Origin of the sequence: Micromonospora yasonensis (genome assembly GCF_026013475.1) — a bacterium.
In the GTDB taxonomy this organism is placed as follows: Bacteria; Actinomycetota; Actinomycetes; order Mycobacteriales; family Micromonosporaceae; genus Micromonospora; species Micromonospora yasonensis.
Map to the genome: position 1 here is coordinate 1 of NZ_JAPDPH010000103.1, position 23,576 is coordinate 23,576.

The 23,576-nt window shown below is 72.2% G+C and carries 18 protein-coding genes and 1 pseudogene; 9 read left to right on the plus strand and 10 right to left on the minus strand.

Annotated elements, in window-relative coordinates; all coding sequences use genetic code 11:
- Both ONA70_RS20625 and ONA70_RS20630 read right to left on the minus strand, forming a co-directional pair.
- Nucleotides 1-491 (minus strand): annotated as a pseudogene (locus ONA70_RS20625) (nicotinate phosphoribosyltransferase); the annotation flags it as partial.
- Nucleotides 492-590: 99 nt separating this feature from the next.
- A complete protein-coding gene (locus tag ONA70_RS20630) occupies nucleotides 591-1,115 on the minus strand; it encodes a pyridoxamine 5'-phosphate oxidase family protein (protein WP_265008103.1) in 525 nt (174 codons plus the stop codon).
- A gap of 69 nt (nucleotides 1,116-1,184) precedes the next feature.
- Here ONA70_RS20630 and ONA70_RS20635 point away from each other — a divergent pair, with 69 nt between their 5' ends.
- The 3 genes from ONA70_RS20635 (at nucleotide 1,185) to ONA70_RS20645 (ending at nucleotide 4,608) form a co-directional block, all read left to right on the plus strand.
- Nucleotides 1,185-1,991: an aminoglycoside adenylyltransferase family protein gene (locus ONA70_RS20635; protein WP_265008104.1), complete on the plus strand. Its 807-nt coding sequence runs from the start codon at nucleotides 1,185-1,187 to the stop codon at nucleotides 1,989-1,991.
- Nucleotides 1,992-2,123: 132 nt separating this feature from the next.
- Nucleotides 2,124-3,380, plus strand: coding sequence for an MFS transporter (locus ONA70_RS20640; RefSeq protein WP_265008105.1), 1,257 nt, complete (start codon nucleotides 2,124-2,126; stop codon nucleotides 3,378-3,380).
- Nucleotides 3,381-3,432: 52 nt separating this feature from the next.
- Complete coding sequence (locus ONA70_RS20645; protein WP_265008106.1) at nucleotides 3,433-4,608, plus strand: lycopene cyclase family protein; 1,176 nt, start codon at nucleotides 3,433-3,435, stop codon at nucleotides 4,606-4,608.
- On the opposite strand, the gene ONA70_RS20650 is transcribed toward ONA70_RS20645, so the two are convergent.
- The 5 genes from ONA70_RS20650 to ONA70_RS20670 form a co-directional block, all read right to left on the minus strand.
- Nucleotides 4,603-7,440 carry a CBM96 family carbohydrate-binding protein gene (locus tag ONA70_RS20650; RefSeq protein WP_265008107.1) on the minus strand — a complete coding sequence of 946 codons (2,838 nt, stop codon included), beginning with the start codon at nucleotides 7,438-7,440 and terminating at the stop codon, nucleotides 4,603-4,605. The genes ONA70_RS20645 and ONA70_RS20650 overlap by 6 nt on opposite strands.
- A gap of 93 nt (nucleotides 7,441-7,533) precedes the next feature.
- The gene (locus ONA70_RS20655) at nucleotides 7,534-9,819 is read right to left on the minus strand and encodes a glycoside hydrolase family 71/99 protein (RefSeq protein ID WP_265008108.1); all 2,286 of its coding nucleotides are present in this window, start codon (nucleotides 9,817-9,819) and stop codon (nucleotides 7,534-7,536) included.
- Nucleotides 9,810-11,183 (minus strand): alkaline phosphatase family protein, encoded by a 1,374-nt coding sequence (locus ONA70_RS20660; RefSeq protein ID WP_265008109.1) that lies wholly within the window; start codon nucleotides 11,181-11,183, stop codon nucleotides 9,810-9,812. The genes ONA70_RS20655 and ONA70_RS20660 overlap by 10 nt, the downstream gene beginning before the upstream one ends.
- The gene (locus tag ONA70_RS20665) at nucleotides 11,180-12,835 is read right to left on the minus strand and encodes a glycosyltransferase family 39 protein (RefSeq protein WP_265008110.1); all 1,656 of its coding nucleotides are present in this window, start codon (nucleotides 12,833-12,835) and stop codon (nucleotides 11,180-11,182) included. The genes ONA70_RS20660 and ONA70_RS20665 overlap by 4 nt, the downstream gene beginning before the upstream one ends.
- Complete coding sequence (locus tag ONA70_RS20670) at nucleotides 12,832-15,342, minus strand: glycosyltransferase (protein WP_265008111.1); 2,511 nt, start codon at nucleotides 15,340-15,342, stop codon at nucleotides 12,832-12,834. The genes ONA70_RS20665 and ONA70_RS20670 overlap by 4 nt, the downstream gene beginning before the upstream one ends.
- An 852-nt stretch (nucleotides 15,343-16,194) precedes the next feature.
- Here ONA70_RS20670 and rnhA point away from each other — a divergent pair.
- Nucleotides 16,195-16,671: a ribonuclease HI gene (rnhA, locus tag ONA70_RS20675; RefSeq protein WP_265008112.1), complete on the plus strand. Its 477-nt coding sequence runs from the start codon at nucleotides 16,195-16,197 to the stop codon at nucleotides 16,669-16,671.
- Nucleotides 16,672-16,709: 38 nt separating this feature from the next.
- Here the strand turns inward: rnhA and ONA70_RS20680 are convergent, their stop codons facing one another.
- The 3 genes from ONA70_RS20680 to ONA70_RS20690 form a co-directional block, all read right to left on the minus strand.
- Nucleotides 16,710-16,961, minus strand: coding sequence for a hypothetical protein (locus ONA70_RS20680; RefSeq protein ID WP_265008113.1), 252 nt, complete (start codon nucleotides 16,959-16,961; stop codon nucleotides 16,710-16,712).
- A 40-nt stretch (nucleotides 16,962-17,001) separates the two neighbouring features.
- The gene (locus tag ONA70_RS20685; RefSeq protein ID WP_265008114.1) at nucleotides 17,002-17,238 is read right to left on the minus strand and encodes a preprotein translocase YidC; all 237 of its coding nucleotides are present in this window, start codon (nucleotides 17,236-17,238) and stop codon (nucleotides 17,002-17,004) included.
- A 178-nt stretch (nucleotides 17,239-17,416) separates the two neighbouring features.
- Nucleotides 17,417-18,322 carry a pentapeptide repeat-containing protein gene (locus tag ONA70_RS20690; protein WP_454557360.1) on the minus strand — a complete coding sequence of 302 codons (906 nt, stop codon included), beginning with the start codon at nucleotides 18,320-18,322 and terminating at the stop codon, nucleotides 17,417-17,419.
- 154 nt (nucleotides 18,323-18,476) lie between these two features.
- Here ONA70_RS20690 and ONA70_RS20695 point away from each other — a divergent pair, with 154 nt between their 5' ends.
- The 5 genes from ONA70_RS20695 to ONA70_RS20715 all read left to right on the plus strand — a co-directional run.
- On the plus strand, nucleotides 18,477-19,106 hold the full coding sequence (locus ONA70_RS20695; protein WP_265008116.1) for a hypothetical protein: 630 nt from the start codon (nucleotides 18,477-18,479) through the stop codon (nucleotides 19,104-19,106).
- Nucleotides 19,107-19,405: 299 nt separating this feature from the next.
- The gene (locus tag ONA70_RS20700; RefSeq protein ID WP_265008117.1) at nucleotides 19,406-20,440 is read left to right on the plus strand and encodes an ABC transporter permease; all 1,035 of its coding nucleotides are present in this window, start codon (nucleotides 19,406-19,408) and stop codon (nucleotides 20,438-20,440) included.
- A 57-nt stretch (nucleotides 20,441-20,497) separates the two neighbouring features.
- On the plus strand, nucleotides 20,498-22,240 hold the full coding sequence (locus ONA70_RS20705) for an ABC transporter substrate-binding protein (RefSeq protein WP_265008118.1): 1,743 nt from the start codon (nucleotides 20,498-20,500) through the stop codon (nucleotides 22,238-22,240).
- A gap of 64 nt (nucleotides 22,241-22,304) precedes the next feature.
- Nucleotides 22,305-23,294: an ABC transporter permease gene (locus tag ONA70_RS20710; protein WP_265008119.1), complete on the plus strand. Its 990-nt coding sequence runs from the start codon at nucleotides 22,305-22,307 to the stop codon at nucleotides 23,292-23,294.
- Nucleotides 23,295-23,308: 14 nt separating this feature from the next.
- Nucleotides 23,309-23,576 (plus strand): ATP-binding cassette domain-containing protein (locus ONA70_RS20715; RefSeq protein WP_265008120.1); only part of this gene is annotated, 268 nt, incomplete at its 3' end.

The window sequence follows — 23,576 nt, forward strand, 5'->3', positions numbered from 1 at the left end:
GCCGCGCCCGCCTCGATGCCGTGGGTACGGCGGAACGCGAAGTCGATCAGCTGCGCGCCGGCGGCGGCGAGCCGGCAGCGGGCCGCCTTGGTGGCCACCGTGGTGTGGAAGGTGATCAGGTTCAGCACGCCCGTCTCCACCAGTTGCGCCTCCGCGATCGGCGCGGTGACCTCCAGCAACGGCTCGTCGGCGAAGACCACGCGCCCTTCCGGCACGGCCCACACGTCCCCGGTGAACCGCAGCCCGGCCAGCGCCGCCAGGGTCGGCTGGTCGAAGCCGACGGCGTCGCGCAGGTAACCCAGTTCGGCGTCGTCGAAGGCGAAACTCTCCAGGAACGCCAGGGCCTCGGCCAGGCCGGCGGCGACCAGAAAGCCGCGCCGGTGCGGCAGCCGGCGGACGAAGAGGCTGAACGTGGCGGGCTCCGTCATACCCCGGCGCAGGTAGCTGGCCGCCATCCGCAGCTCGTACAGGTCGGTACGCAGTCCCGTCATGCCACCCCTCCAGCCACGCCACCACTGTGGTCCATGCGGCGGTGAGGCGTACCGGAAACGGGCGATCCGGATAGGTCTGCCCGCCGGCGTTTCCGGGGATCAGCGGGGGTCGGTGGTGGCCCGCCAGAACTGGCGGGGGGCGTACCCGTCGCGGCGCAGCCAGTGCTCGGTGTAGACGATCCGCTCCGCCGGCACCACCACGAGCGGCCCGGTCGGCGGCTCGTCCAGCGACCGGGACCGCTCCACGTGGTCGGCCTGCCACCGGTACGCCGGCCAGTGGTGCGCGAACTCCGGGTCACCGGGCTCGAGTACCCGGGCCCGGCCGAAGACCTGCGCGCCCCGGCTGCTGGCCTGCCCGACCAGCGGGGCGAAGATCCCGACCGAGACCCGCGAGTCGGCGGCGATGTTGCGCATCTTCGGCGATTCCGCCACGGCGGTGAACATCAGGGTGAAGTCGAGGTGGAAGTAGCGCACCGGGGTGGCCAGCGGGCCGTCCGGGCCGGCGGTGGCCAGCACGCACATGTTCTGCGAGGAGAGCAGGTTGAGGATCCGCTCCGCCAGCCGGGCCCGGTCGAGACGGGCGGTGGGGGAGGGGCCGGCGAGCCAGGGATTCGTGACGGGCATGAGCGATCCTCGCACCCGGCCCGTCGAAATCGGGCCGCGGCCCCGGAGCGTACCGGCCATCATGGCGCGATGGACCTCGACCGGCCCGCCCTCGACCCGGTGACCCGGGCGCAACTGCAGGACGTGCTGCTGCTGGTGGACGCCGTGCTCGGCGCCGCCGTGCTCGGCGCGTACCTGCACGGGTCCGGGGTGCTCGGCGGGCTGCGTCCGGCCAGCGACGTCGACGTGTTCGTGGTCTCCCGCCGGCGGACCACCGCCGCGCAGCGCCGGGCACTCGTCGAGGGGCTGTTCGAGATCTCCGGCCGCCGTGCCTTCCGGGGGCCGGCCCGGCCGGTCGAGCTGACCGTCGTCGCGCATCCCGACGTCCAGCCCTGGCGCTACCCGCCGCGCGGCGAGTTCCTGTACGGCGAGTGGTTGCGCGACGAGTACGCCGCGGGCGGGGCGCCAGAGCCCGAGGAGACTCCCGACCTCGCGCCGCTGGTCACCATGGTCAGGCGCGGCAACACCCCGCTGGCCGGACCACCGCCGGCCGAACTGCTCGACCCGGTCTCCGCCGCCGACCTGGCCCGGGCGATCGTCGCCGGGATCCCGGGCCTGCTCGCCAACCTCGACGACGACACCCGCAACGTGCTGCTCACCTTCGCCCGCATCTGGACCACCCTGGCCACCGGGGACATCGTCCCGAAGGACGCCGCCGCCGACTGGGCCCTGGCTCAGCTCCCGCCGGAACACCGGCCGGTGCTCGCCCACGCCCGCGCCATCTACCTCGGCCAAGCCGAGGAGCGGTGGAGCGACGAGCTGACCGCCCAGGTCCGGCCGCACGTCGACCACGTCCTCGCCGAGATCCGCCGGCTGGCCCCGACGACGCGTGGATGACCGGCCAGGCGGCCCGTACGCGCGCTGGAGCGCGACCTCGACCTGGCCGGTCCCCTCGTGCCCGCCGTGCTGCGGTGGCCGGCCCGGTAACCCGCTCGGAGCAGGCCCCGAATCCTGGTAGGTTTCCTCGCCGTGACGGGGGACAGGCTCGACGGGCGCTTCGCCCGGCTCTGGACGGCGAGCACCATGTCGGCGCTGGGCAGCGGCATGGCCACCGTGGCCGCGCCGCTGTACGTGGCGTCGCGGACCGACGATCCGCTGGTCGTGTCGGCGGGCTCGGCCGTGGCGTGGCTGCCCTGGCTGCTCTTCGCGCTGCCCGGCGGGGTGCTGGTGGACCGGGTCGACCGGCGCCGGCTGATGGTGGTCATCGACTGGGTCCGGGTGGCCGTCCTCGCGGTACTGGCCGCCGCGATGGTCACCGGCCACGCCGGGATCGTCCTGCTGTACGCGGTGCTCTTCGTGGTCAACACCGGCGAGGTGGTGTTCCGCGCAGCCGCCCAGGCGGTGGTGCCGGCGGTGGTGCCCCGGTCCCGTCTCGAACGGGCCAACGGCTGGCTCGGCGGCGGCACCCAGGTCATGCAGAACATGGTCGCCGGCCCGCTCGGCGGGTTCCTCTTCCTGGTCGCGGCCGCCATCCCGTTCGCCGTCAACGCCGGCACGTACGCGCTCAGCGCCGTGCTGGTCGGGCTGGTCGCCGGCACGTACCGGGGCTCGGTGGCGACGGACGCGCGCCGCTCGGTGCGCGCGGAGGTCGCCGAGGGCTTCCGCTGGCTGCTGTCGCAGCGGTTGCTGCGCACCATGACCCTGCTGATCGGCCTGCTCAACGTCACCCTCACCGCCGCCCTCGCGGTGCTGGTGCTGCTCGCCACCGACCGGCTGGGCCTCGGCTCGGTCGGCTACGGCGCCCTGTTCACCTGCCTGGCGGTCGGTGGGCTGCTCGGCGCCGCCGTCGGGGATCGGCTGATCGCGGCGATCACCGCCACCTGGACCGTCCGGATCGGCCTGCTGATCGAGGCCGGCCTGCACCTGGCCCTGGCCGCCTCCCGCACCGCGGTGGTGGTCGGGGTGGCGCTGTTCGCCTTCGGGGTGCACTCCTCGCTGTGGAACATGGTGGCGAACTCGCTGCGGCAGCGGCTCACCCCGCCCGCGCTGCTGGGCCGGGTGGGCAGCACCAACCTGTTCCTCGCCGCCGGCGGCAACTGCGTCGGCGCGCTGCTCGGCGGCGTGGTCGCCGACCGGTTCGGCATCACCGCGCCCTACTGGGTCGGCTTCGTGGTCGCGCTGCTCGTCATCGCCGCTACCTGGCGGGTCTTCGACCGGGCCACCGTCGCCGCCGCGTACGCCGACCCGGCCCCCACCGAGAGCGGCACCCCGGCCGCCGTCGCCTGAGAAGCACCCCGTCGCCTGCCGTACCGCCGGTGGGGTGTGACAGCGTGGGCGGGTGGACGCATCCCTGGTCGACGTCGACCTCGCGCTGGTGGGCGGCGGCGGCGCCGGCTCGCTGGTCCTGGCCGCCCTGGACCGGCATGGCCTGACCGGCCTGCGGGTCGCCGTCGTCGACCCGGTCCACAAGCGCGGCCAGGACCGCACCTGGGCGTTCTGGGGCATCCCGGGTACCGACCTCGACCCGCTGCTGAGCGCCGCCTGGTCGCAGGTCGACGTGGTCACGCCCGCCGGCCGCCGCGTCCTGTCGCTCGCCCCCCTCCGGTACGCCATGGTCCGCTCCGGCCCGGTCTACGACCGGGCTGCCGAGGCCGAGCGGCGGCTGGGCGCCGTGCGGATCGCCGCGCCGGCCGGCGAGCTGCGCGACGACGGCCACCGGGTGACCGTCCACGACCCGGCCGGCCGGCCCCTGGTCCGGGCCGGCTGGGTGCTCGACTCCCGCCCCCACCCGCCCCGGCGGCCCGGGCGTACCAACTGGCTCCAACACTTCCGCGGCTGGTGGCTGTCGGCCGAGCGGCCCACCTTCGACCCGACCCGCGCGGTGCTGATGGACCTGCGCACCCCGCAACCCGAACGGGGCGTCTCGTTCGGCTACGTGCTCCCGGTCAGTGACCGGTACGCCCTGGTGGAGTACACCGAGTTCTCACCCGCCCTGCTGCCCGACGCGGCCTACGACGCCGCGCTGCGCGCCTATGCCGCCCTGCTCGACCTGGACCTGACCGCACTGCGCGTGCGCGAGGTGGAGAACGGCGTCATCCCGATGACCGACGGCCCGTTCGTGCCCCGCCCGTCGGCACGGGTGGTCCGGATCGGCACCGCCGGCGGCGCCACCCGCGCCTCCACCGGCTTCACCTTCTCCGCGATGCTGCGCCAGGCCGACCAGGTGGCCCGGGCGCTCGCCGCCGGCCGGCCGCCGGTGCCGGCGCCCGCGTACCCGCGCCGGCACCGGTGGATGGACGCGGTGGCGCTGCGTGCCCTGGACCGGGGGCACGTCGGCGGGGTGGAGTTCTTCGAGCGGCTCTTCGAGCGCAACCCGGCCGAGCGGGTGCTGCGCTTCCTCGACGGCGCCACCTCGCCGGCCGAGGACCTGGCCGTGATGCGGTCCAGCCCGCTGCTGCCGATGGCCGGCGCGGTGCTCGGCGACGCCGTCGCCCGGCTGGGTGCCCGCTCATGAGGTCGTGTCCAGCAGCAACAGCGGCGGCGTACCGGACTCGCGGCTGGCGTAGCTGCTCGACGAGGCGCCGCTGGAGGTCAGCCCGATGGTGACCGTGCCGTTCCCGCTGACCAGCGACGTGATGTCGAGGGTGACCCAGGTGCCGCTCGTCGTCCGGCCGCTGGCGGCGATCTCCGTGCTGCCGAGCGCCGGGGCGTTGTTCCAGTTCGTCGACGTCTCCGACCAGGTGGAATCGGCGACGGGGCGGACCACGAAGCCGCTGGAGGAGCCGGCCGCCACCAGGATCTTCAGCCGGGCCCGCAGCACCGTGCCGGTCTGCCCGGTCACGGTGAACTTCAGATAGGCGTTCGTGACCGGGTCACCGTCGACCCGGACGACCGGGGTGCTGCCGTAACTGCTGGTCGGGCTGGACGCCTTGACGTAGGTGTCGGCCACCGCGGCGAACGGGGTGGCCGGCGGCGTGGTGACCGTGGCCGGCGTGCCCGGGCCCGAGGCGTTGCCGGCCGCGTCGAAGGCGGAGACCGCGTACGAGTAGGTGGTCTCCGACAGGGCGGTGGTGTCGGTGAAGGTCGCGGCGGTCGTCGTCCCGAGGGCTGTGCCGTCGCGGTACACCGTGTATCCCGCCACCCCGACGTCGTCCGTCGCCGGCACCCACGACAGGCCGACCCGGTTCGGGCCCTCCGCGACGGCCAGCAGGTCGGTGGGCACGGTGGGCGGGCTGGCGTCGGCGGTGGTGACGGTCACCGGGTTGCTCGGTGCGGAGATGTTCCCCGCGGCGTCGACCGCCGTCACCGCGTACGTGTGGGACGTGCCGGTGCTGCCGACCGTGTCGTCGACGAACGCCGGCCCGGACGAGGTCGACGCCAGGCGGCTGCCGTCTCGGAAGACCTGGTAGCGCACGACCCCGACGTTGTCGGTCGACGCGCCCCAGGCGAGGCTGACCGTTCCGGGTGCCACGCCGGTGACCCGCAGGTTCGGCGGGGCGGACGGTGCCAGGGTGTCCCGCGTGGCGGTGACCGGGCCGGCCTCCGCGCTGACGTTGGCCGCCGCGTCCACCGCGCGTACGGTCCAGCTGTGCGGCTCGTTCGCCGGCACGGCGTTGTCGGTGTACGTCGTGGCCGTCACGGTCGCCACCGGGGTGCCGTCGCGGAGCACCTGGTACCCGGTGACGCCGACGTTGTCCGTCGAGGGCGACCAGGTGAGGGTGACCGCGTCCGGGGAGGTCGTGGCCGCGAGCCCGCCCGGCGTGGTGGGCGGGGTGGTGTCGGGGCCGGGGATGGTCACCGCGACCGGAGTGCTGCGGTCGGACCGGTTCCCGGCGGCGTCGACGGCGTCGAGGGTGTATTCGTAGCGGGTCGCGCCGGCGACGGCGGTGTCCGTCCAGGAGGTCGCGGTCGTCGGCAGGTTGGCCACGGGAACGCCGTCGCGGTACACGCGGTAACCGGTCACGCCGTAGTTGTCGGTCGCCGCGGTCCAGGCCAGGCTCACCGACGGGGTCGGGTTCCCGGTCGCGGTCACGCCGGTCGGTGCGGTCGGGGCGAGCCGGTCGGCGCCCTTGCAGGGGACGGTCGACGAGTCGACCAGGGTGCTGCTGGTGGCGCCGGTTGCGTAGTACTGCAGGTCGGCGCGGTTGCCGAAGAGTTCCATGCGCATCGCGCCGTAGCTCTTGTTCGTCTTGACCACTCGGGGGTCCGAGGTGGTGAAGCCCTGGCTCGAGTGGCCCCCGCCGCCCACCACGAGCTCGACGATGCCGTCGGCGGTGGGCGTACCGCCCGCGCCCAGGGGGGCCCAGCGCTGGTAGTTGTGGTCGTGGGCGGTGGCGAGCAGCGTGACCCGGTTGGCGGCCATGAGGTCCCACATGGGCTGCATCCGGGGCGCCGGGTCCTCCGATCCGACGCTGAACAGCGGGTGGTGCCAGAACACCACGGTGCAGGGGCTGCGGTTGGCGGCCAGGTCCGCCGCCAGCCACTCGTACTGGGGCGTGCCCGGCGCGACCCGGTTGTAGTTGCTGGTGGAGTCGATGGCGATGAAGTGCCAGCCGTTGGCGTCGTAGCTGTAGTAGTGCGGGATGTTGTCCCAGTAGTTGAAGTAGCCGTCGGCCACGTTGCCGTTGTACTCGTGGTTGCCGACGACCGGGGTGGTGACGCCGCGGAGCCGGCCGTAGTAGGCCGTGGGGCCGCCGTACCAGTTCTTGAACTCGGTGAGGGTGCCCTCCTCGTACACGTCGCCCAGGTACAGGAACAGGTCCGGATTCCAGCCGACGATCGCGTTCGTCACGTTCTGGGCGTTGGTCTCGCCGCCGGCGCCGTCACCGACGGCGGCCACCACGAAGGGTTCCTGCGGACCGCGGGCGTTGACCGGCGGGACGGACCACTGCCGGGTGTTCGGCGGGGCGGTGGGGTTGCCGTTGGCGAAGGTGACGGTGATGACCGCCTCCGGGGTGACGTACCCGTCGCGCATCTTCGCCGCGACGCCGATCGTGTACGCGCCGTCGGCGAAGTCGGCCGAGGAGAGGGAGAACTGGTGCGGCGACTGGAAGTCGGTGAGCAGGTACTGACCGTCGATGAACCACTCGGTCTTGGCCACCCCGGGGCTCGTGCCGGCTGTCACGTTGACGGTCGCCGCCACGAGGGTGTCGCCCACGGCGGTGCTACCGGCCGACGGCTGGGTGAGGCAGAGCAGCACCGCGTATCCGGCGGGCGCGGTCGACGTGTGGCAGGTGGGGGAGGCGCTCTCCGCGCGACCGCTCTCGACCAGGGTCAGCCCGGCCGCGACGGTCACGGCGACGGCCGCCGACGCGACCCGCGGTCGGATCTTTCTGCCCAGCTTCATCGGAAGACCTCCAGCTTGTGTTCCCGCGATTCGGAATGAGAAGCGGAGCCACCGGCGCGGCGGTGCCGCACCCTCCCCAGGAGCCGATCGGCATCAGCGGTCGGCGGCGTCGTCGTCCGCGTCGGTGTCGTCCGGCCGGTCGCGCGGATCGCGGGCCGGGGAGCGACGTCGCCGCAGGAGCACCCCCAGCGGTAACGCCACGACCGCCGCGCCGGTGACGACGAGCGCACTGCCGCCGCTGAGCCCCCAGTGGCCGTCGCCCGGGTCGCTGCTGTCCGCCGGTACGTCCACGCGGGCCTGGGCGCCGAGCAGGCCGGCGAGGACGTTGATGTCGAGCGTGCCGAAGCGCTCGCTCGGCTCGATGTGGGTGTTCTCGCTGAACTCGTTCCAGCTGATCACTCCGATCGCATCCGGCTCGGACAGACGCGCCGCGGCGAAGGAGGCGCGCAGGGTTTGCCCCTCGCGACGGGGCACCTCCCGCCGGCCACCGACCAGGCGGGCGTCGAAGCCGGGTGTCACCGGGGCGATCCACAGGCCGCCGCGCTGGTGCACCGCCCGGGACATCGCCGCCAGCTTTTGGCCGCTGGCACCGGCCGTCGGGTCGACCGAGGACCAGTAGTAGGCCTGGCCGTCGAGCACCCCCTGGCTCGACTCCACGGCCTGGAGGCTCTTGGCGTTGCCGAGCACCAGCAGCTTCCCGCGTACGCCGCCGACCGTGGCCTGGATCTGGGCCGCCGTGAAGCGGTCGCTGCCGGTCCAGACGACCACCGGCCGGCCGAAGATGTCGAAGACCGGGTCGGTGGCGTACCGGGTCGCGAAGTACGACAGGTCGGTGCGGACGGTGTCGAAGGCCAGCGGCGTACGCGAGAAGTCGAGCCCCTGGTACACGATGCCCAGACGGAAGTGCTCCTCCCGGGCCACCTCGACCAGCTTGGCCAGGCGCTCGTCGAGCTGCGGCGTGTGCTTCCACGACACCAGGAACCCGTTGATGCCGACGGACTTCGCCATCCGCACATGCCGCCGCATGATCTCGACGTCGTCGCTGGAGTACCGACCGAGCAACGGGTAGTCGATCTTCGCGCGGTTCCAGGACGTCGGGTTGAACCAGATGTAGTAGTAGGCGAGGACCGGGACGGGCGCCGCCGACGGGTGCGGGGAGTCCTGGCCGACCTGGGCACGCGCGGCGTCCCCCGGCAGCAGCGCGCCGGCCAGCGCGGCGAGCACCACCAGCAGCGTGATCCCGGCGCCGAGCCGTTCCGGCCGCTGCTCCGCGGCGTCCCGGACCGGCTCCGGGCCGGCCGGGTCCCGCCGCGTCCGCAACCGCCGGCGATGCCTCGATCGGGAGCGTTGCCGGTCCCGGGTGCGGGTCGCCGCGACCCGGCCGGCCCGGCGCAGCCGGGCGAGCAGGTGCGGCCGTCCGAACAGCACCAGGCCGACGGCGACGGCCAGGACCGCGACTGTCACCAGGGCCAGGTCGGCCCGGCTGATCACGGTGAGCGTCACCTGCTGGTCCTTGCTGATGCTGACCGGCCGCCCGAACGAGACGCCACCGCCGAAGACCGTGATCGTGTACGTGCCGCGCGGCAGGTCTGGCACCACCGTCGTGCCGTCGCGGCCGAACGGCAGCCGCTGCACGCCCCCGTCGGCCCGGGTCAGCTCGATGCCCTTGCCGGCCTGCCGGGTGAAGAACATGTCGGTCGCGGTGAACGAGACCCGGAAGAAGAGCAACTGCACCACCCACGCCTGCTGCTCCCAGGGCACGAACTTCTGTCCGGCGCGGTTGACCACCGAGGTGCCGTCGACCATCGCGCTGTCGACCACGTAGTAGAGCTGTTTGGACACCAGCCCCTGCGGGCCCTGCTGGGTGCGGCTCTCGGCGACCCAGAGCGGTCGGGACAGCTCGGCGCCCGCCAGGTCGCGGATCTCGCCGGTGTTGCTGCGCAGGCGCATGGCGGTGACCCGGCCCGCCGGAACGTCCTTGCCGAACCGGTCGATGAAACTCCACGACACCAGCCGGCTCGTACGTACCCCCAGCTCCACGACCTTGCCGCGGCCGCCGGCGTCGAGGTTGCCGCGGAACCGGTCGAAGACAACCGTGCGATCCGGGCTGATCCGGGTCTGCGGCACGACGAGGCGCTTGTCCAGGCCGACGAAGTTGCGGACGCGGACCTGGATCCGACCCTTGGCGTCGGAGCGGGCCACCTGCCCGTCCACCTTGACCACCACGCCGGGAAGCGACGGCACCGTCTGCAGGCGCAGCGTTCCGGGCCGGGCCGGCCCGGGCCGCGCGCTGGCGGCGGTGGGCAGCACGACCACCGTGAGCACGGCCGCGAGCAGCGACATCAGGGCCGCCCGCACGATCCGCCGGGTCACGTCCATTGCCGCCGCCGGCGCGCCGCGACGCCGACCAGCGCCACCACCAGGCTGCCCGTGATCGCGTACGAGGCGTACACCGGGACCGGGTCCGGCCTGGTCACGACCGCGGGCTTGCGTTCGGTGCCGAGGAAGACCGCCGGCCGTGGTGGTCGGTCGAAGTCGAACGCGTCGAGGAACGTGCTGGCCTTGCCATCTCGCTCGGCCAGCGGTTTCAGCCGCCAGTTGACCTCGATGAACTTCAGCGCGGAGGTGAAGTCGAGGGTGGTGGAGTCCACGTAGCCCCGCCTCGCGTAGGGGCTCACCAGCAGAGCGGGCACCCGGAAGCCGTAGCCGTACCGGTCGACCTGCGGGGGCGGCACGTGGTCGTACCAGCCGCCCCAGTCGTCGTAGGACCACAGGAAGGCCGACGAGTTCCAGTTCGGTGAGCGCATCAGCTGCGTCAGCAGCGTACGGACGAGGGTCTGACCGGCCCGGACACTGCCGGGCGGGTGTTCGCTGTCACCGGCCGGGGCGATGAAGGAGACGGCGGGCAGTTGGCCTTTGGCGGCGTCCTCGTAGTACTGGTCCAGGTCGACGATCTTGCCGAACAGCCGGGGATCGTCGACGTAGCGCGCGTACGCGAGCAGCGGCACCCAGATCACCTGCGCCCCCCGGTCGACGTCCTCCTCGCTGGTGCGGGAGCGGTACGTGATCGTCGGGTCGTAGTTCTCCACGTAGAACTTCCAGCTGATCCCGGCGGCTTCCAACCGGTCGAAGATGGTGGGGATGTCGCCCCAGCCCCCCGGTGGAATCGACTCCGCCGGCCCGGTGGCGCCCGGGCTGCCCGTCACCCGGTACATGTGGTTGCGGATGCTGCCGGAGTTGGCGGAGCTGAAGAAGCGGTCGAACAGCACGTACTCGTCGGCGATGTTCCAGTAGTACGGCAGGTCGCGGTCGTCGTAGTAGGCCATCGCGAGCTTGCCGTTCTTGCCCTGCGTGCTCACCCCCTCGACGAAGCCGTCCATCCGGCCGTCGTGGTACTGCACGCGGAAGGCCTCGGCGGAGTGGTCGAGGTCGAGGCTGCCCAACTCGCCCAGGTGGAACGGCCGGACGCAGGGTTCGGCCTGGCCCCGGCGGACCGGCATGCAGGTGCCGGCCGGGATGCCGTCGACGCCGGGCCGGGTGCCGAAGTAGTTGTCGAAGGTGTGGTTCTCCTGCATCAGGAAGACGAAGTGGTCGATCGGCGTGGTGGGGCTCGGCCCGGGCACGGCCCGGGGTGCGGCGTGCGCGACCGCGGCCGGATCGGCGAGCGCCAGCAGGCCGGCGATCAGCAGCGCGCGGGCCACCAGGCGGCCGGCGCGGCGGCGCGGGGGAGTGGGGTCGGTCATGGACGCACCTCGTAGATGATGATCACCGGCACCGGGACGCGGGCCCCCGTGCGGTCGGTCCCGTCGACGTACTCGGTGTGCACGACGCGACCGTGGTAACGGCGGGTCAGGACCATCAGCCGCTCGGCGAAGAAGGCCGAGCGCCCGGCGGAGAAGGAGTCCCACACGACGTACTGCAGCTCGTTGTTGCGCAGCCACCGGTCCGGGTTGGGCAGCGGCTCGTACGCCGGGTTACGCCGCAGCGGGTTCGGGCTGACCGAGAGCCCGTAGCTGCGGCGGTGGCCGTAGTACTGGATGATGTTGGCCATCGACGGGCCGAGGGTGAGCACCACCGACCCCTTCGGCGTGTTCGCGGCCAGCCATCGGCCGGCCTCCCGGCCGCCCGGCACCCCGCCGGAGCCGGCGAGGAAGGTGGCGTTGTCGGCCCGGTTGACCGCGTTCCAGCTGGGGACGAGCAGGCTCAGGGCGACCACCGCGACCAGCGCGGCCCGCACGGCACGGGTCGCTCCGGCGTCCCTTGGCCGGTCGGCCCGGCGGAGCAAACGGCGGATCCGCTCCGGCACCGGCATTCCGGTCAGCGCCCGCGCAGCGAGCACCGCGACGGGCGCCGCGGCGGGCAGCAGGTACTGGAAACCCTTGACCGGCCACAGTTGGAAGAACACCACCGGCGCGGCGATCCACGACAGCAGCAGCGTCTCCCGCCAGGAGCGGTGCCGGCGTAACCACCACAGGCCACCGACGGCCGCCGCCACCACGAGCAGCCCCATCGCCGCCGGCACGGTCTCGGCGTAGAAGCCCATCGAGTGGTTGGGGCGCCGGAACAGCTGCCAGACCAGATAGCTCTTCCCGGTCTGGCTGCGCCCGGCCAGCGCCTGCGAGACCGGGTGCGTCAGGAAGACCGCCAGCATCGCGGCGACGGCGAGCACCGACAGCCGTACCGGCCGGCGCACCATCGGGGTCAGCGCCAGGAACGCGTAGACCCCACCGGCCATGACGACGCTCGTCTCCTTCGTCAGCATCGTCACGCCCAGCATGGCGCCGGTCGCGACGTACCAGAGCACCTGCTGACCCTGGACGAACCGCACCAGGCAGTACAGGGTGAGCGTCGCGAACAGGACCATGGGTCCGTCGAGGAGGACCTGACGGGTGACGATCACGTGGTACGGCATCACCGCGACGAACAGCGCCGCGACCAGCCCCACCCGCCGGCCGTACAGGCGGGCGCCCAGCAGGTGGACGGCGAGCACCGTCGCCACACCCAGCGTCGCGACGACCACCCGCCCGGCCACGTCCACCTCGCCGGTACGGAAGAACGGCGACAGGAGGGTCTGGAAGAGCATCGGATGGGCGCGGAACACCGGAAAGAACGGCGTGTAGTTGGGGTTGCCGGCGAGCGAGGCGGCCTGCCCGGCGTAGACGGCCTCGTCGCTGTTGAAGCCGAGGGCATCCAACTGCCACACCCGCAGGAACAACGCCAGCGCCGCGATGCCGACGAGGGCAGCGGGTACCGCCCACCGGCGCCACCCGCGTTCCCGGCCGGTGTTACGGGAGTCCGGGGTCGCCTCGGACGACGAGCCGACGGCGTGGAGCACGACCGTCGCGACGCGACGGTCGTGCTCCACCTCCTCGACCGGGGAGCGGGTCACGCTCACGCGCGAACTCCGCTCGGGGCCAGTGTCCCACCCCACCTCGGCCAGGCCGGCAGGACCACCTGCTCCGGAACGGACAGGTCACCCCGTTCGGCCTGCAACAGGCGCGGGATCTCGTCCGCCCAGCCGAACCTGTCCGAGGCCAGCACGCGGCTGCGGACGTGGGACAGGAACCCGGTGAGGATCTCCCGCTCCCGTTGGCGAAGCTGCGCGTAGCCCTGCCCGCCGATGGTGATCGCCGGCGCCAGGTAGCGGAAGGGCGGGAACCCGTACGCGTCGTCGGTGTTCTGGATCATCCGCTCCAGCGTCTCGTCCTTGCCGAGATCGCTGAGCCGCGGCGTGCCGCGCTCGATGATGAACAGCTCGGCCACCCGCGTGCTGGTGCCGATGCGGCAGGGCACCAGCCGGTCCACGCTGTACTTGGGCGGTGGGACGAGCCGCTGGGTGATCGCGTTGATGCCCATGATCGGCACGTTGAACCGGCTCAGCGCGAGCGCCAGCGAGCGGCCGCCCTTGGAGTGCAGCCGGCTCTGGAACTGCAGCCGGCGCCACTCGGCCGGGGTCAGATCCTGGGCCTGCACGGCGCGCAGCGTGTGCGCGCTGATGGTCAGCGGCTTCGGGAAGCACATCGCGACACCGTCGGGGCTGATCAGGGTCATGTCGTCGGAGAGGAAGTGCCCGCCGTGGTCGCGCAGCAGGCGCAGCACGGTGGCGGTCTTGCCGGTGTCGGTGAGGGCGGAGAGCATCACCCCGACGCCGTCGAGGTTGACGCACGCCGAGTGCAGGAGCATGTGGCCCCGGGAGACGAGCACGAACCGCAGCAGCGCCTCGATGATGTTGGTGTAGACCACGTGTGGCGACCGCGCCAACAGCGGCCCGACCTGGATGTCGATCGGCGAGCCGAGCCGGACCCGGAAGTTCGCGCCCAACCGCCCCAGGTGCTCCTCGTACCGCAGGACCGACTCGTTGGCGTACTCCGTCAGGGCGGCCCGCCGTCGAGGCCCACGACCCCCGACGTCACTCACCCGTACGGCGATGTCGACGTCCGGGTCCGCGACCCACTGGGCTCGGAAGAACTCCAGTTCAGGCAGCATGATCTGGGAACCGATGGTGACCACGCCGGCCACGTCGTACCGGTACTTGAGGTACTGGTACCGCTTGCGGGAGGGGGCGGCGGCGGCCTCGGGCGCACGCAGGTTGACGAGCATCCGGACCGGGTCGCGCCGGCCGGCGCGTTCGGCGGAGTAGATGACCCGGTCGCTGATCAGGAACCGGACGAGGAAGAGGGCGACCAGCGTCAGGGCGTTCGCCGTCAGGATCCCGACGCCGGCCCAGATCAGGGCCTGCAGCGCCGGTAGGCGCAACAGGAGCAGCAGGTTGTTCAGCAGCAGGAAGCGGCCCGCGCGGGCGGCCCACGAGCCCTGCCGGTTACGCCGGTAGATGATCAGGTCCACGAGGGCGAAGTTCCACGCGGTCGACAGTTGGGTCGCCAGCGCGGCACCGAGCAGGTGATGCAGGCCGGCCGGCTCGTAGAAGATCCACAGGGCGGCCGTGTTCACCACCATCCCGGACAGCCCGACCAGCCCGAAGGCGACCATCCGGGCCAGCTCCCGCAGCCGGTCGCCGGCCCCCGCGGGGCGCTCGCGCATCTGGCCGACCAGCCGCTGGCTGCGCAACCGCCCCAGGTGCCGCAGGAAGGTCAGCCCCTCCCGTACCGATGCCTTGGAGCGGCCGGCGTGCCGGTGCGCCATCTCGTAGGCGACCTCGGCGACCCGGGCGCCGGGGTGGCGGACGAGCAGATCCAGCAGCACCTTGAAGCCGATCGGGTTCATCCGGTCGAGGTCGACGGCGGCCCGGCGGAAGGCGAACAGGCCGCTCATCGGATCCGTGATCGTGGTCAGCCGGCGCGGGAACAGGCTCTTCGCCAGCCGGGTCGCCCACGACGAGGTGGCCGCGCGGGCGCTGCCCCCCAGCCCTTCGCTGGAGCCCTCCCCGGCGTACCGGGTACCGATCACCACGTCCACGTCGTGCCGCATCGCGACGGCCGCCAGCCGGCCGGCCGATTCCGGCGGGTGCTGCAGGTCCGCGTCCATCACCAGGACCCACTCGCCGCGGGCGTGTCGCGCGCCGAGCACCACGGCGCTGCTCAGCCCGCCGGTGCGGGCGTTCGGCGGCCGGTGCAGCAGGCGCACGGCAACCGGGGCGTCGGCCGCGTGTCGGGTCAGGACGTCCACCGTGTCGTCGTCGCTGTCGTCCACCACGATGATCTCGGCGCCGAGCGGTGCGAGCGCCGGACCCAGCCGGGACAGCAGCGCGGGAACGTTCTCCGCCTCGTTGCGGGTCGGTACGACCACGCTCAACCGAACCGGCTGGTCCGGTCCAGGCCGGCGCAGGTAGTGGGGTGCCAGGTGCCGGCCGGAGCCGTTCTGGCGCGATCGGAGATCGCTGTCCGGATTCCCGGCCTCCTCCTCGTTCCCGGCAGTCGACGGTGCCTTCGCGACGTCGGTCATTCGACCCTCCAGCAGTGGCGGTTCCGGGCATTGACGGGCCGCCGAAAAGATGGCGCGGAAAACGGCGACGGAAGCCAGTCGAACGGAAAGAATGCGCCGGACCAGGTCGGTCTGGACGCGATGGAAATGGCGGGGTGGCTGCGGTGCGTCAGACCTTACGAACGCGAACGCGAGGTGTCTAACAGTTGAACAGTCAAGAAACCGACAGGGGCCCGGCCGCAACTCTGGCCGTTCGGGCACCGCGTCCACGGGCGTTTCGCGCGTCCCCGCAACGCCTTTGTCGCGCTGCGTGATCGATCAGCAGGGGCAATGACAGGCTGCCGTCGACGGCTGAAGGCAACCTGAAATCAAGCTGAAAACCTTTCCGGGTAACGAAGCAACGCAATGCGGCGGCCCGAGCGGACGGCCGCGGTGCTGCCATTTGGGTTCACGGACAGCGACGGCCTGGCGAATTGATTCAGCGGAACCGGGTGGCCGTTCGGGCGAACACGTCCCACCGAATAACGCGGTACCTGTCCACCGGGTCCGGAGGCAATTCTCCCCGAACGGTTCGCGATGCCCGCCGATTCGCCGCTGCATTCGATATCCGAGCAGGCCATTGCGGACACGGCCGCTCGGCGTGGGGCGGGCACCTGATCGGCGCGACCGCGCCTGCGTCCGGTCGGCGGACCCGTCCGAGTGGTCGGCAAGGGTGTCGAGGGCGCGGACCCTGCCGCCCACCGCCGGATGGCAGCGGCGTCCCTTCCACCGGGAGAGACCGTGAACCACTCAGGCAGGTCCGGCCGCGCGAGCTCTCGCGGTGCGGGCGGGTCGGCTGGTCCCGCGGCGGGGCGCACCGGGTAGGTTGCCGGCATGGCGGAGGCGGTGACCGGTAGGGTCGTGGAGATCTGGACCGACGGGGCGTGCAGCGGCAACCCCGGGCCCGGCGGCTGGGGCGCGGTGCTGCGCTGGGGCGGGCACGAGCGGGAACTCTGCGGTGGCGAGGCGACGCCGACCACCAACAACCGGATGGAGCTGACCGCCGCGATCCGCGCGCTGGAGAGCCTGACCCGGCCGGTCACCGTCCAGCTGCACACCGACAGCACGTACGTCCGCAACGGCATCACCGGCTGGCTGGCGGGCTGGAAGCGCAACGGCTGGGTGACCGCGGCGAAGCAGCCGGTCAAGAACGCCGACCTGTGGCAGCGGCTGGAGGCCGCCTGCGCCCGGCACGAGGTGACCTGGCTGTGGGTGAAGGGCCACAACGGACACCCGGAGAACGAACGGGCCGACGCCCTCGCGAACCGGGGGATGGCCGAGGCGCGGGCCGGGGCGGTGGCCGCCCGCTGACCGGCCGGGGCGGGTCGAACCCGATCCGGCGCTCCGGGTCACTCCTCCTCTTCGGTCGGGTACCCCTCGACGGCCGGGTCGCTGGTGCCGGACACGTCGGCGACGTCGTAGCCGGCCCGGCTCGTCTCCCGGGCGGGGCGGGCCTCCTCGGCCGGCAGGTCGGCGAAGTCGTCGCCGGTGTCGTCGGTGGTGTGCAGGGACTCGCCCGGCGGGCGCAGCGACGCCTCGTACGCGGTGGCGCCGTCGGGCTCGTCGGTGGTTGCGCGACCGAAGGACTCTTCACTCGTCATGTGGCACTCCTGCCCAGGTGCGCCGGGGGCAAACGCCCGCTCAGCGGGGAGCGTCGGGGTGCGTCGGCATGCTCGAACCGCCCGAACTGCTGCCCGACGCGCCGCCGGCCATCCCCGATCCGTCGTCCTCGGTCACCTCGTCCGGCTTCGGCGCGCCCGGCTCCGGCGCGGGCACGTCGGTGTCCGCCTCGACCTGCACCAGCCGGGCCTGGCCGGCCTCGTCCTCGGCGTGCGCCGGGTCCACCGGCTGTTCGCCCTGCCGTGACCGATATCCCACCCGTCCGCCTCCCGTCCGTGCCTCGCCGCGGTGTCGCCTACCCGGGCCGGCCGCCACGAAACGTGCCGGGCCGGGTGATCGACCCCGGCCTGCGGCTTCTCGGGGCCCCCAGCCGCCCGGACACTCCGCTCTGCCGCAACCCGAGTCGATCACCGGCGGCCCGGTCGGGCGGGGCACATCAGCGCCTGCGGTGACCCGCCGACCGGCCGGTGGAGGATCGCCCGGACGGCGAGGGGCCACCGGACCGCCGGACCGGGGTGACGGTGAGCGACCAGTGCGTCGGGCGGCGCAGCCTGGGTGGCAGGACGGTCTGGTGGTCGCCGCGGGCCGAGTCGAGCTGGGACTGGTGCAGGAAGAGGCAGCGCCGGAGGTCGGCCCCGCGCAGGTCCGCGCCGCGCAGGTCCGCGCCGGTCAGGTCGGCGGCGCCGAGGTCCACCCCGCGCAGGTCCGCGCCGATCAGGCAGGCCCCCCGCAGGTTCGCCCCGGACAGGCCGGCCCGGCGCAGGTCCGCCCCGATCAGCACCGCCCCGCGTCGGTCCACGCCCGGCCGGCCGGCCCGCGCCTGTTCGCCGGCCTGGGACAGCAGCCGGTTGACCCGGTCCCGGTGGGCGTCCACGTCGACGGCGAGCAGCTCGTCCGGGGTGCCGTCGGTGAGCCGCCCGGTCTCCGCCAGGGCGGCGGCCAGGTCGTCCCGCAGCTGGCCGGCCGGGGTCAGCGCCAGCGCCTCGGTCAGGTACCAGAGCAGCTCGTGCAGCGGCCGCATCACCGCGAAGGCGTCGAACATCCGCCGAGCAGTGGCCGGGTCGTCGCGCCAGTCCCGCCCGCCGAACGTGCCCTGCGCCAGGTGCTGGCCCGCGCCGAAGCAGTCGAAGACCGTGCAGCCGGGGAAGCCGCGCCGCCGCAGGTCCTGATGGATGCCGCAGCGGGAGTCGGCACCCAGGTTCGGGCAGGGCTGCCCGGCCGGCTTGTCGATCGCGAAGTCGGCGGAGGCGGCGAACGCCGGCGCGACGCAGCAGATCCCGAAGCAGCGCGAACAGTCGGCGGCCAGTTCGTGATCGGCACCGGCCTGCGGCCCGCGCTCCACCGCCTCCGACACGCCTACCCCCGTCCCTGCCGCTGGGCGCGCAGGTCGCGCGTCCGGCTCCCATTCTCCGCCCCCACCGGCGCGCCCGGCCAGCGGGTGGCACCGGGACCGCCGCTTTCCCCTCGGCGGCGTCGCCCGGCTCCGTATCGTGACGGTGACCGGAGGGGGCGGCGGGATGGACGAGGACGCGCGGGAGCAGGCCCTGCTCACCGCCCTCACCACGGAGCATTTCGTGCTCCAGACCTCGCGCAGCGCCACCATCGCCGAATCGGTCGGCCGGGCGACCGTCTTCCTGTCGACGCTCTCCGCCGCGCTGATCGGGCTGGGATTCGTCTCCAGCGGCAGCCACCTGCTGCGGCCGTACCTCGGCGCGGTGCTGCCGACCCTCATCGTCACCGGGTTGCTCACCTTCGCCCGACTGGCGCAGAACATGGTGGAGAACTCGCTGGACCTGCAGCGGATCCAGCAGATCCGGGCCTACTACCACCGACGGCTCGTCAGGGACGAGGACTTCTTCGCCGACGCGGTGTCGGGCGGGAGCGGCCCGCAGGAGGCCTGGGCGGCGGTGGGCGCCCGTCCCGGCCGCCGACACCTGCTGCTGACCGCCGCCGCGCTGGTCGGCGTGGTCACCGCCTTGCTGCTCGGGCTCGGCGTGACGCTGCTCGTCGGGCTGGGCGGGATGTCGGCCGGTCCGGCCATCGCGCTCGGCGTGGTGGTGGCGCTGGCGGCGTTCGCCGCCGCGATCGCGTACCTCGACCGGATCTCCGTCTCGTTGAACCGCTGAGCCGGGTGCGGCGCCCGCACCTGGCGGCCGCCGGCGGCGGGCGGCCCAGGGCGGGAATGCCCGAACGGTTGACAACCGGAGCGACACCCCGGTCCCGCGCATTTCTGATCCGGTGGCACAACCGTCGGGAAGGATGACAACCGAATCGGTCCGTTATTGCAGCGAGTCATTCGGTAAACCAGATCGTTGTCAATGCGCGACAACCTATTCGGCCGTTACCGTAACGATTCAATTCGCGGTCCGTCGCCGGTTTACCGTCGGGTGGAAGGACGTATTCGTCGCCGGCGGGAGGACCCCTCATGAGCGACCTGTCCCATCCCCCGTCCCTGACCGCGGCGGGTGAGCCGGCGGCCCCGGACCCGGCAGTCGCGGCCGAACTCCCGGCTACGGCCGCCAGCCGGTCGGAGATCATCGGCCGGTCGCCCAACCAGCTCGCCTGGCTACGGCTCAAGCGGGACCGGACCGCCCGGATCAGCGCACTGACCCTGCTCGCCGCCGCGGTCGTCGCGCTCGGTGCGCCGCTGCTCGGCTGGCTCACCGGGATCGACCCGACGGACAAGTTCGTCGATCGGCTCAACGATTTCGGAATGCCCGTCGGATACGCGGGTGGCATCAGTCCCGACCACTGGCTCGGTCTCGAACCGGGCAGCGGACGGGACATCCTGCTGCAGTTGGTCTACGGCCTCCGTACGTCATTGTTCATCGCGTTCGCCTCAGCCCTGCTGGCATCTTTCGTCGGCGTGGCGGTGGGCGTGGTGGCCGGGTGGGCCCGGGGCTGGCTGGACAGCGTGGTGAATTGGCTGATCGACCTCACCCTCGCGTTTCCGTTCCTCATTTTCGCCCTCGCGGTGATCCCGATCCTCGAGGACCGCTTCTACTCCGACCGGGAGGCCCCGTCGCCGGCCTTCCGGGTCGCCCTGATCATCGCCACCTTCGGCCTGTTCAGCTGGACGTACACCGCGCGGCTGGTCCGCGGCCAGGTGATCTCCCTGCGCGAGCGGGAGTTCGTCGAGGCCGCCCGTGCCGCCGGCGCCGGCACCGGGCACATCCTCTTCCGGCAGCTGCTGCCGAACATCTGGGCGCCGATCCTGGTCACCGTCTCGCTGAACGTGCCGCAGTTCATCGCCATCGAGGCCGCCCTGGCCTTCGTCAACGTCGGCGTCACCGAACCCACGCCCGACCTCGGCCGGATGATCTACAACAGCATCGGCTACGTGGCCAGCGACCCCTGGTACACCCTGTTCCCCGGATTGACGATCTTCCTGCTGGTCCTGGCGTTCAACCTCTTCGGTGACGCCCTGCGCGACTCGCTGGATCCCCGGTCGACCCGGTAACCCCCGGTCATCTAGACGCCCGGGCGGCGGGGGCCGCCGGGCGGAAGGGAGCACATCGTGCGAGCACGAACCCGGACACTGACCGGTGTCCTCGCCGCGGCGCTGGTCGCCGCCGGTTGCAGCCCCACCACCGACGGCGGAGGCGGCGGCGACGAGAAGACGAAGACCCAGACCGGCTCGATCTCCTACGAGGCGGCCGACAACCAGGGCCCGGCGAAGGCGGTCGACGGGGCCACCAAGGGCGGGACGCTCACCGTCATGCAGGTCTCTGACTTCGAGCACCTGGACCCGGCCCGCAACTACGTCAACCGGCAACAGCTCACCGGCGGGCTGCTCTACCGGTCGCTCAACGGCTACAAGGAGGACGGCAGCGGCAAGCTGCTGCTCGTCGGCGACCTGGCCACCAACCCCGGCAAGGACGTCAACTCCGACTGCAAGGTCTGGGAGTTCACCCTGCGCGACGGGGTGAAGTACGAGGACGGCTCCCCGGTGACCAGCAAGGACGTCGCGTACGGGATCGCCCGCTCCTTCGCGCCGAGTCTCAACGAGGGCCCGCACTACATCCAGCAGTGGCTCTACCCGGGCGGCGCGTACAACGCCCAGTACAAGGGCCCGTACGACGGGGGCAAGCCCGCGCCGGACGGTGTCGAGACGCCCGACGACCGGACCATCCGGTTCACCTTCCCGGAGGCGCACTGCGACATGCCGTACGCCGCGGCGCTGCCCACCAGCGCCCCGGTGCCGGCCGCCAAGGACACCCGGGCCCAGTACGACCTGCGGCCATTCTCGTCCGGGCCGTACCGGGTGAAGTCGTACCAGCGGGACGTGGCGCTGGAGCTGGAGCGCAACCCGCACTGGGACCCGAAGACCGATCCGCTGCGCAACGCGTACCCGGACGGGTTCCGAATCACCTTCGGGCTGGAGCAGGCGCAGATCGCCGAGCGCCTCGTCGCCGACGCCCCGGCCGACCAGGCGTCGATCACCTGGGAGGATGTGCCGCCCGCGGTGCTGCCCCGGACCACCTCCGGTGCCGTCGCCGAACGCGTCGTCAAGGGCCCGACCCAGTACACGTGGGTGCTGAGCATCAACACCCAGCGGGTCACCGACGTCAACGTCCGCAAGGCGCTGAACTATGCGGTCGACAAGGACGCCGTGCTCAAGGCGATCGGCGGGCAGGCGGCCGGCACGCCGGCAACCACCCTGATGTCACCCACCACAGCCGGCTGGAAGAAGTACGACGTCTTCAACGCCCCGCTGACCGGTGACAAGCAGAAGGTTCAGGAACTGCTCGGCGGAAAGTCACCGTCGTTGGTGCTGGCCCACGTCAACACCGAGCTGCGCACCCAGCAGGCCGAGGCGCTGCGGAAGAACCTCACCGACATGGGCTTCAAGATCACCATGAAGTCGATCGAACAGTCCAGCTACTACGACGAGATCGGGCGGAAGAACAACCCGTACGACCTGTACATCAGCGGCTGGGGTTCGGACTGGCCGACCGGAGCGGCCATCATCCCGCCGCTGTACGACGGGCGGGAGATCGTCGCGGAGGGGAACAACAACCTCTCCTACCTCGACGATCCGGCGACCAGCGCCGAGATCGACCGGGTCCGGAAACTGTCCGCCGCCGAGCAGGACGCCGCCTGGATGGAACTGGACGAGAAGATAATGCGGGACCTGGTGCCGGTGGTCCCGTGCTACTACGACGCCGCGTACGAGCTGCGCGGCTCGAAGGTCGGCAACGCCTTCCTCAGCGACGCCTTCGGCGCGATGCAGGTCAACAACATCTTCGTGAAGCAGTAGCGTCCGGGTGGGGAACGGCTGCCCGGCCGTTCCCCACCCCGGTCCAACCGGGGAGGTGGAATCCGTGTTCCGTTTCGTGGTCCGGCGGCTGCTCGTCGCCGGCGTGACCCTCGCCGTGATCAGCCTGGTCACCTTCGGTCTCTTCTTCGCCGTGCCGAGCAGCCCGGCCAAGGTGATGTGCGGCAAGAACTGCACCGCAGAGGACATCGCGCAGGTCGAGCAGCGGCTCGGCATCGACCAGCCGTTGCCCCGCCAGTACGCGGACTTCGTCAAGGGACTCGCCGTCGGCCGCACGTACGGCTCGGGAGACTTTCGCCAGGACTGTCCGGCGCCCTGCCTCGGCTACTCGTTCCGCAACAACCAGCCCGTCACCGAGATCATCACCCAGCGCGCGCCGGTGACGTTCAGCATCGTCCTCGGCGGGGCGGTGCTTTGGCTCACCCTGGGCATCTCCCTGGGCATGGTGTCGGCGTTGCGCCGCGGGACGGTCCTGGACCGGGCCGCGATCGGCATCACCCTGGCCGGGGCGTCCATGCAGGTCTACTTCTTCGGCCTGATCCTGCTCTACCTGCTGGTGTACGCCACCGGGCTGCTGCCGTTCCCCAGCTACACCCCGCTGACCGAGAACCCGGCCCGCTGGGCGGTGGGGCTGCTGCTGCCCTGGATGACGCTCGGCTTCCTCAACTCGGCCCTGTACGCCCGGCTGTCCCGGGCCCAGATGCTCGAGACGCTGTCCGAGGACTTCGTACGTACCGCCCGGGCGAAGGGAATGCCGGCGCGACAGGTGCACGTCCGCCACGCCCTACGGGCGGCGATCACCCCGATCGTCACCATCGCCGGCCTGGACATCGGGACCAGTCTCGGCGGCACGTTCATCACCGAGACCATCTTCGGCCTCCAGGGGCTGGGCAAGGCCACGGTGGAGGCGGTGCAGTTCCTCAACCTGCCGGTGGTCATGGCCACCGTGCTGCTGGCCGCGGTCTTCATCGTGGTCGCCAACATCGTGGTCGACGTGCTCTACGCGGTCATCGATCCGCGGGTCCGGCTGAACTGACGGGAGGGATCGACATGGTGCAGCTTCCGGGACCGCGCGCGGGTGCGGGCCCCTATCTGCGGGTCAGGGATCTGGGGGTGCGGTTCGACACCGAGGACGGTGTGGTCCGGGCGGTGGACGGGGTGTCGTTCTCGGTGGAGCGCGGGCGCACCCTCGGCATCGTGGGGGAGTCGGGGTCGGGCAAGAGCGTGACGTCGCTGGCGATCCTGGGTTTGCACAGCGCCAAGCGGGCCACCATCACCGGGGAGATCGCCGTGGGTGGCCGTCAGGTGGTCGGCCTGG

Bases quoted from the DNA above. Each gene is read 5' to 3' on its own strand.
- ONA70_RS20650 (WP_265008107.1), bottom strand. From the start codon at position 7,440: ATGAAGCTGGGCAGAAAGATCCGACCGCGGGTCGCGTCGGCGGCCGTC.
- ONA70_RS20630 (WP_265008103.1), bottom strand. From the start codon at position 1,115: ATGCCCGTCACGAATCCCTGGCTCGCCGGCCCCTCCCCCACCGCCCGT.
- ONA70_RS20660 (WP_265008109.1), bottom strand. From the start codon at position 11,183: ATGACCGACCCCACTCCCCCGCGCCGCCGCGCCGGCCGCCTGGTGGCC.
- ONA70_RS20655 (WP_265008108.1), bottom strand. From the start codon at position 9,819: ATGGACGTGACCCGGCGGATCGTGCGGGCGGCCCTGATGTCGCTGCTC.
- ONA70_RS20670 (WP_265008111.1), bottom strand. From the start codon at position 15,342: ATGACCGACGTCGCGAAGGCACCGTCGACTGCCGGGAACGAGGAGGAG.
- rnhA (WP_265008112.1), top strand. From the start codon at position 16,195: ATGGCGGAGGCGGTGACCGGTAGGGTCGTGGAGATCTGGACCGACGGG.
- ONA70_RS20700 (WP_265008117.1), top strand. From the start codon at position 19,406: ATGAGCGACCTGTCCCATCCCCCGTCCCTGACCGCGGCGGGTGAGCCG.
- ONA70_RS20680 (WP_265008113.1), bottom strand. From the start codon at position 16,961: ATGACGAGTGAAGAGTCCTTCGGTCGCGCAACCACCGACGAGCCCGAC.
- ONA70_RS20635 (WP_265008104.1), top strand. From the start codon at position 1,185: ATGGACCTCGACCGGCCCGCCCTCGACCCGGTGACCCGGGCGCAACTG.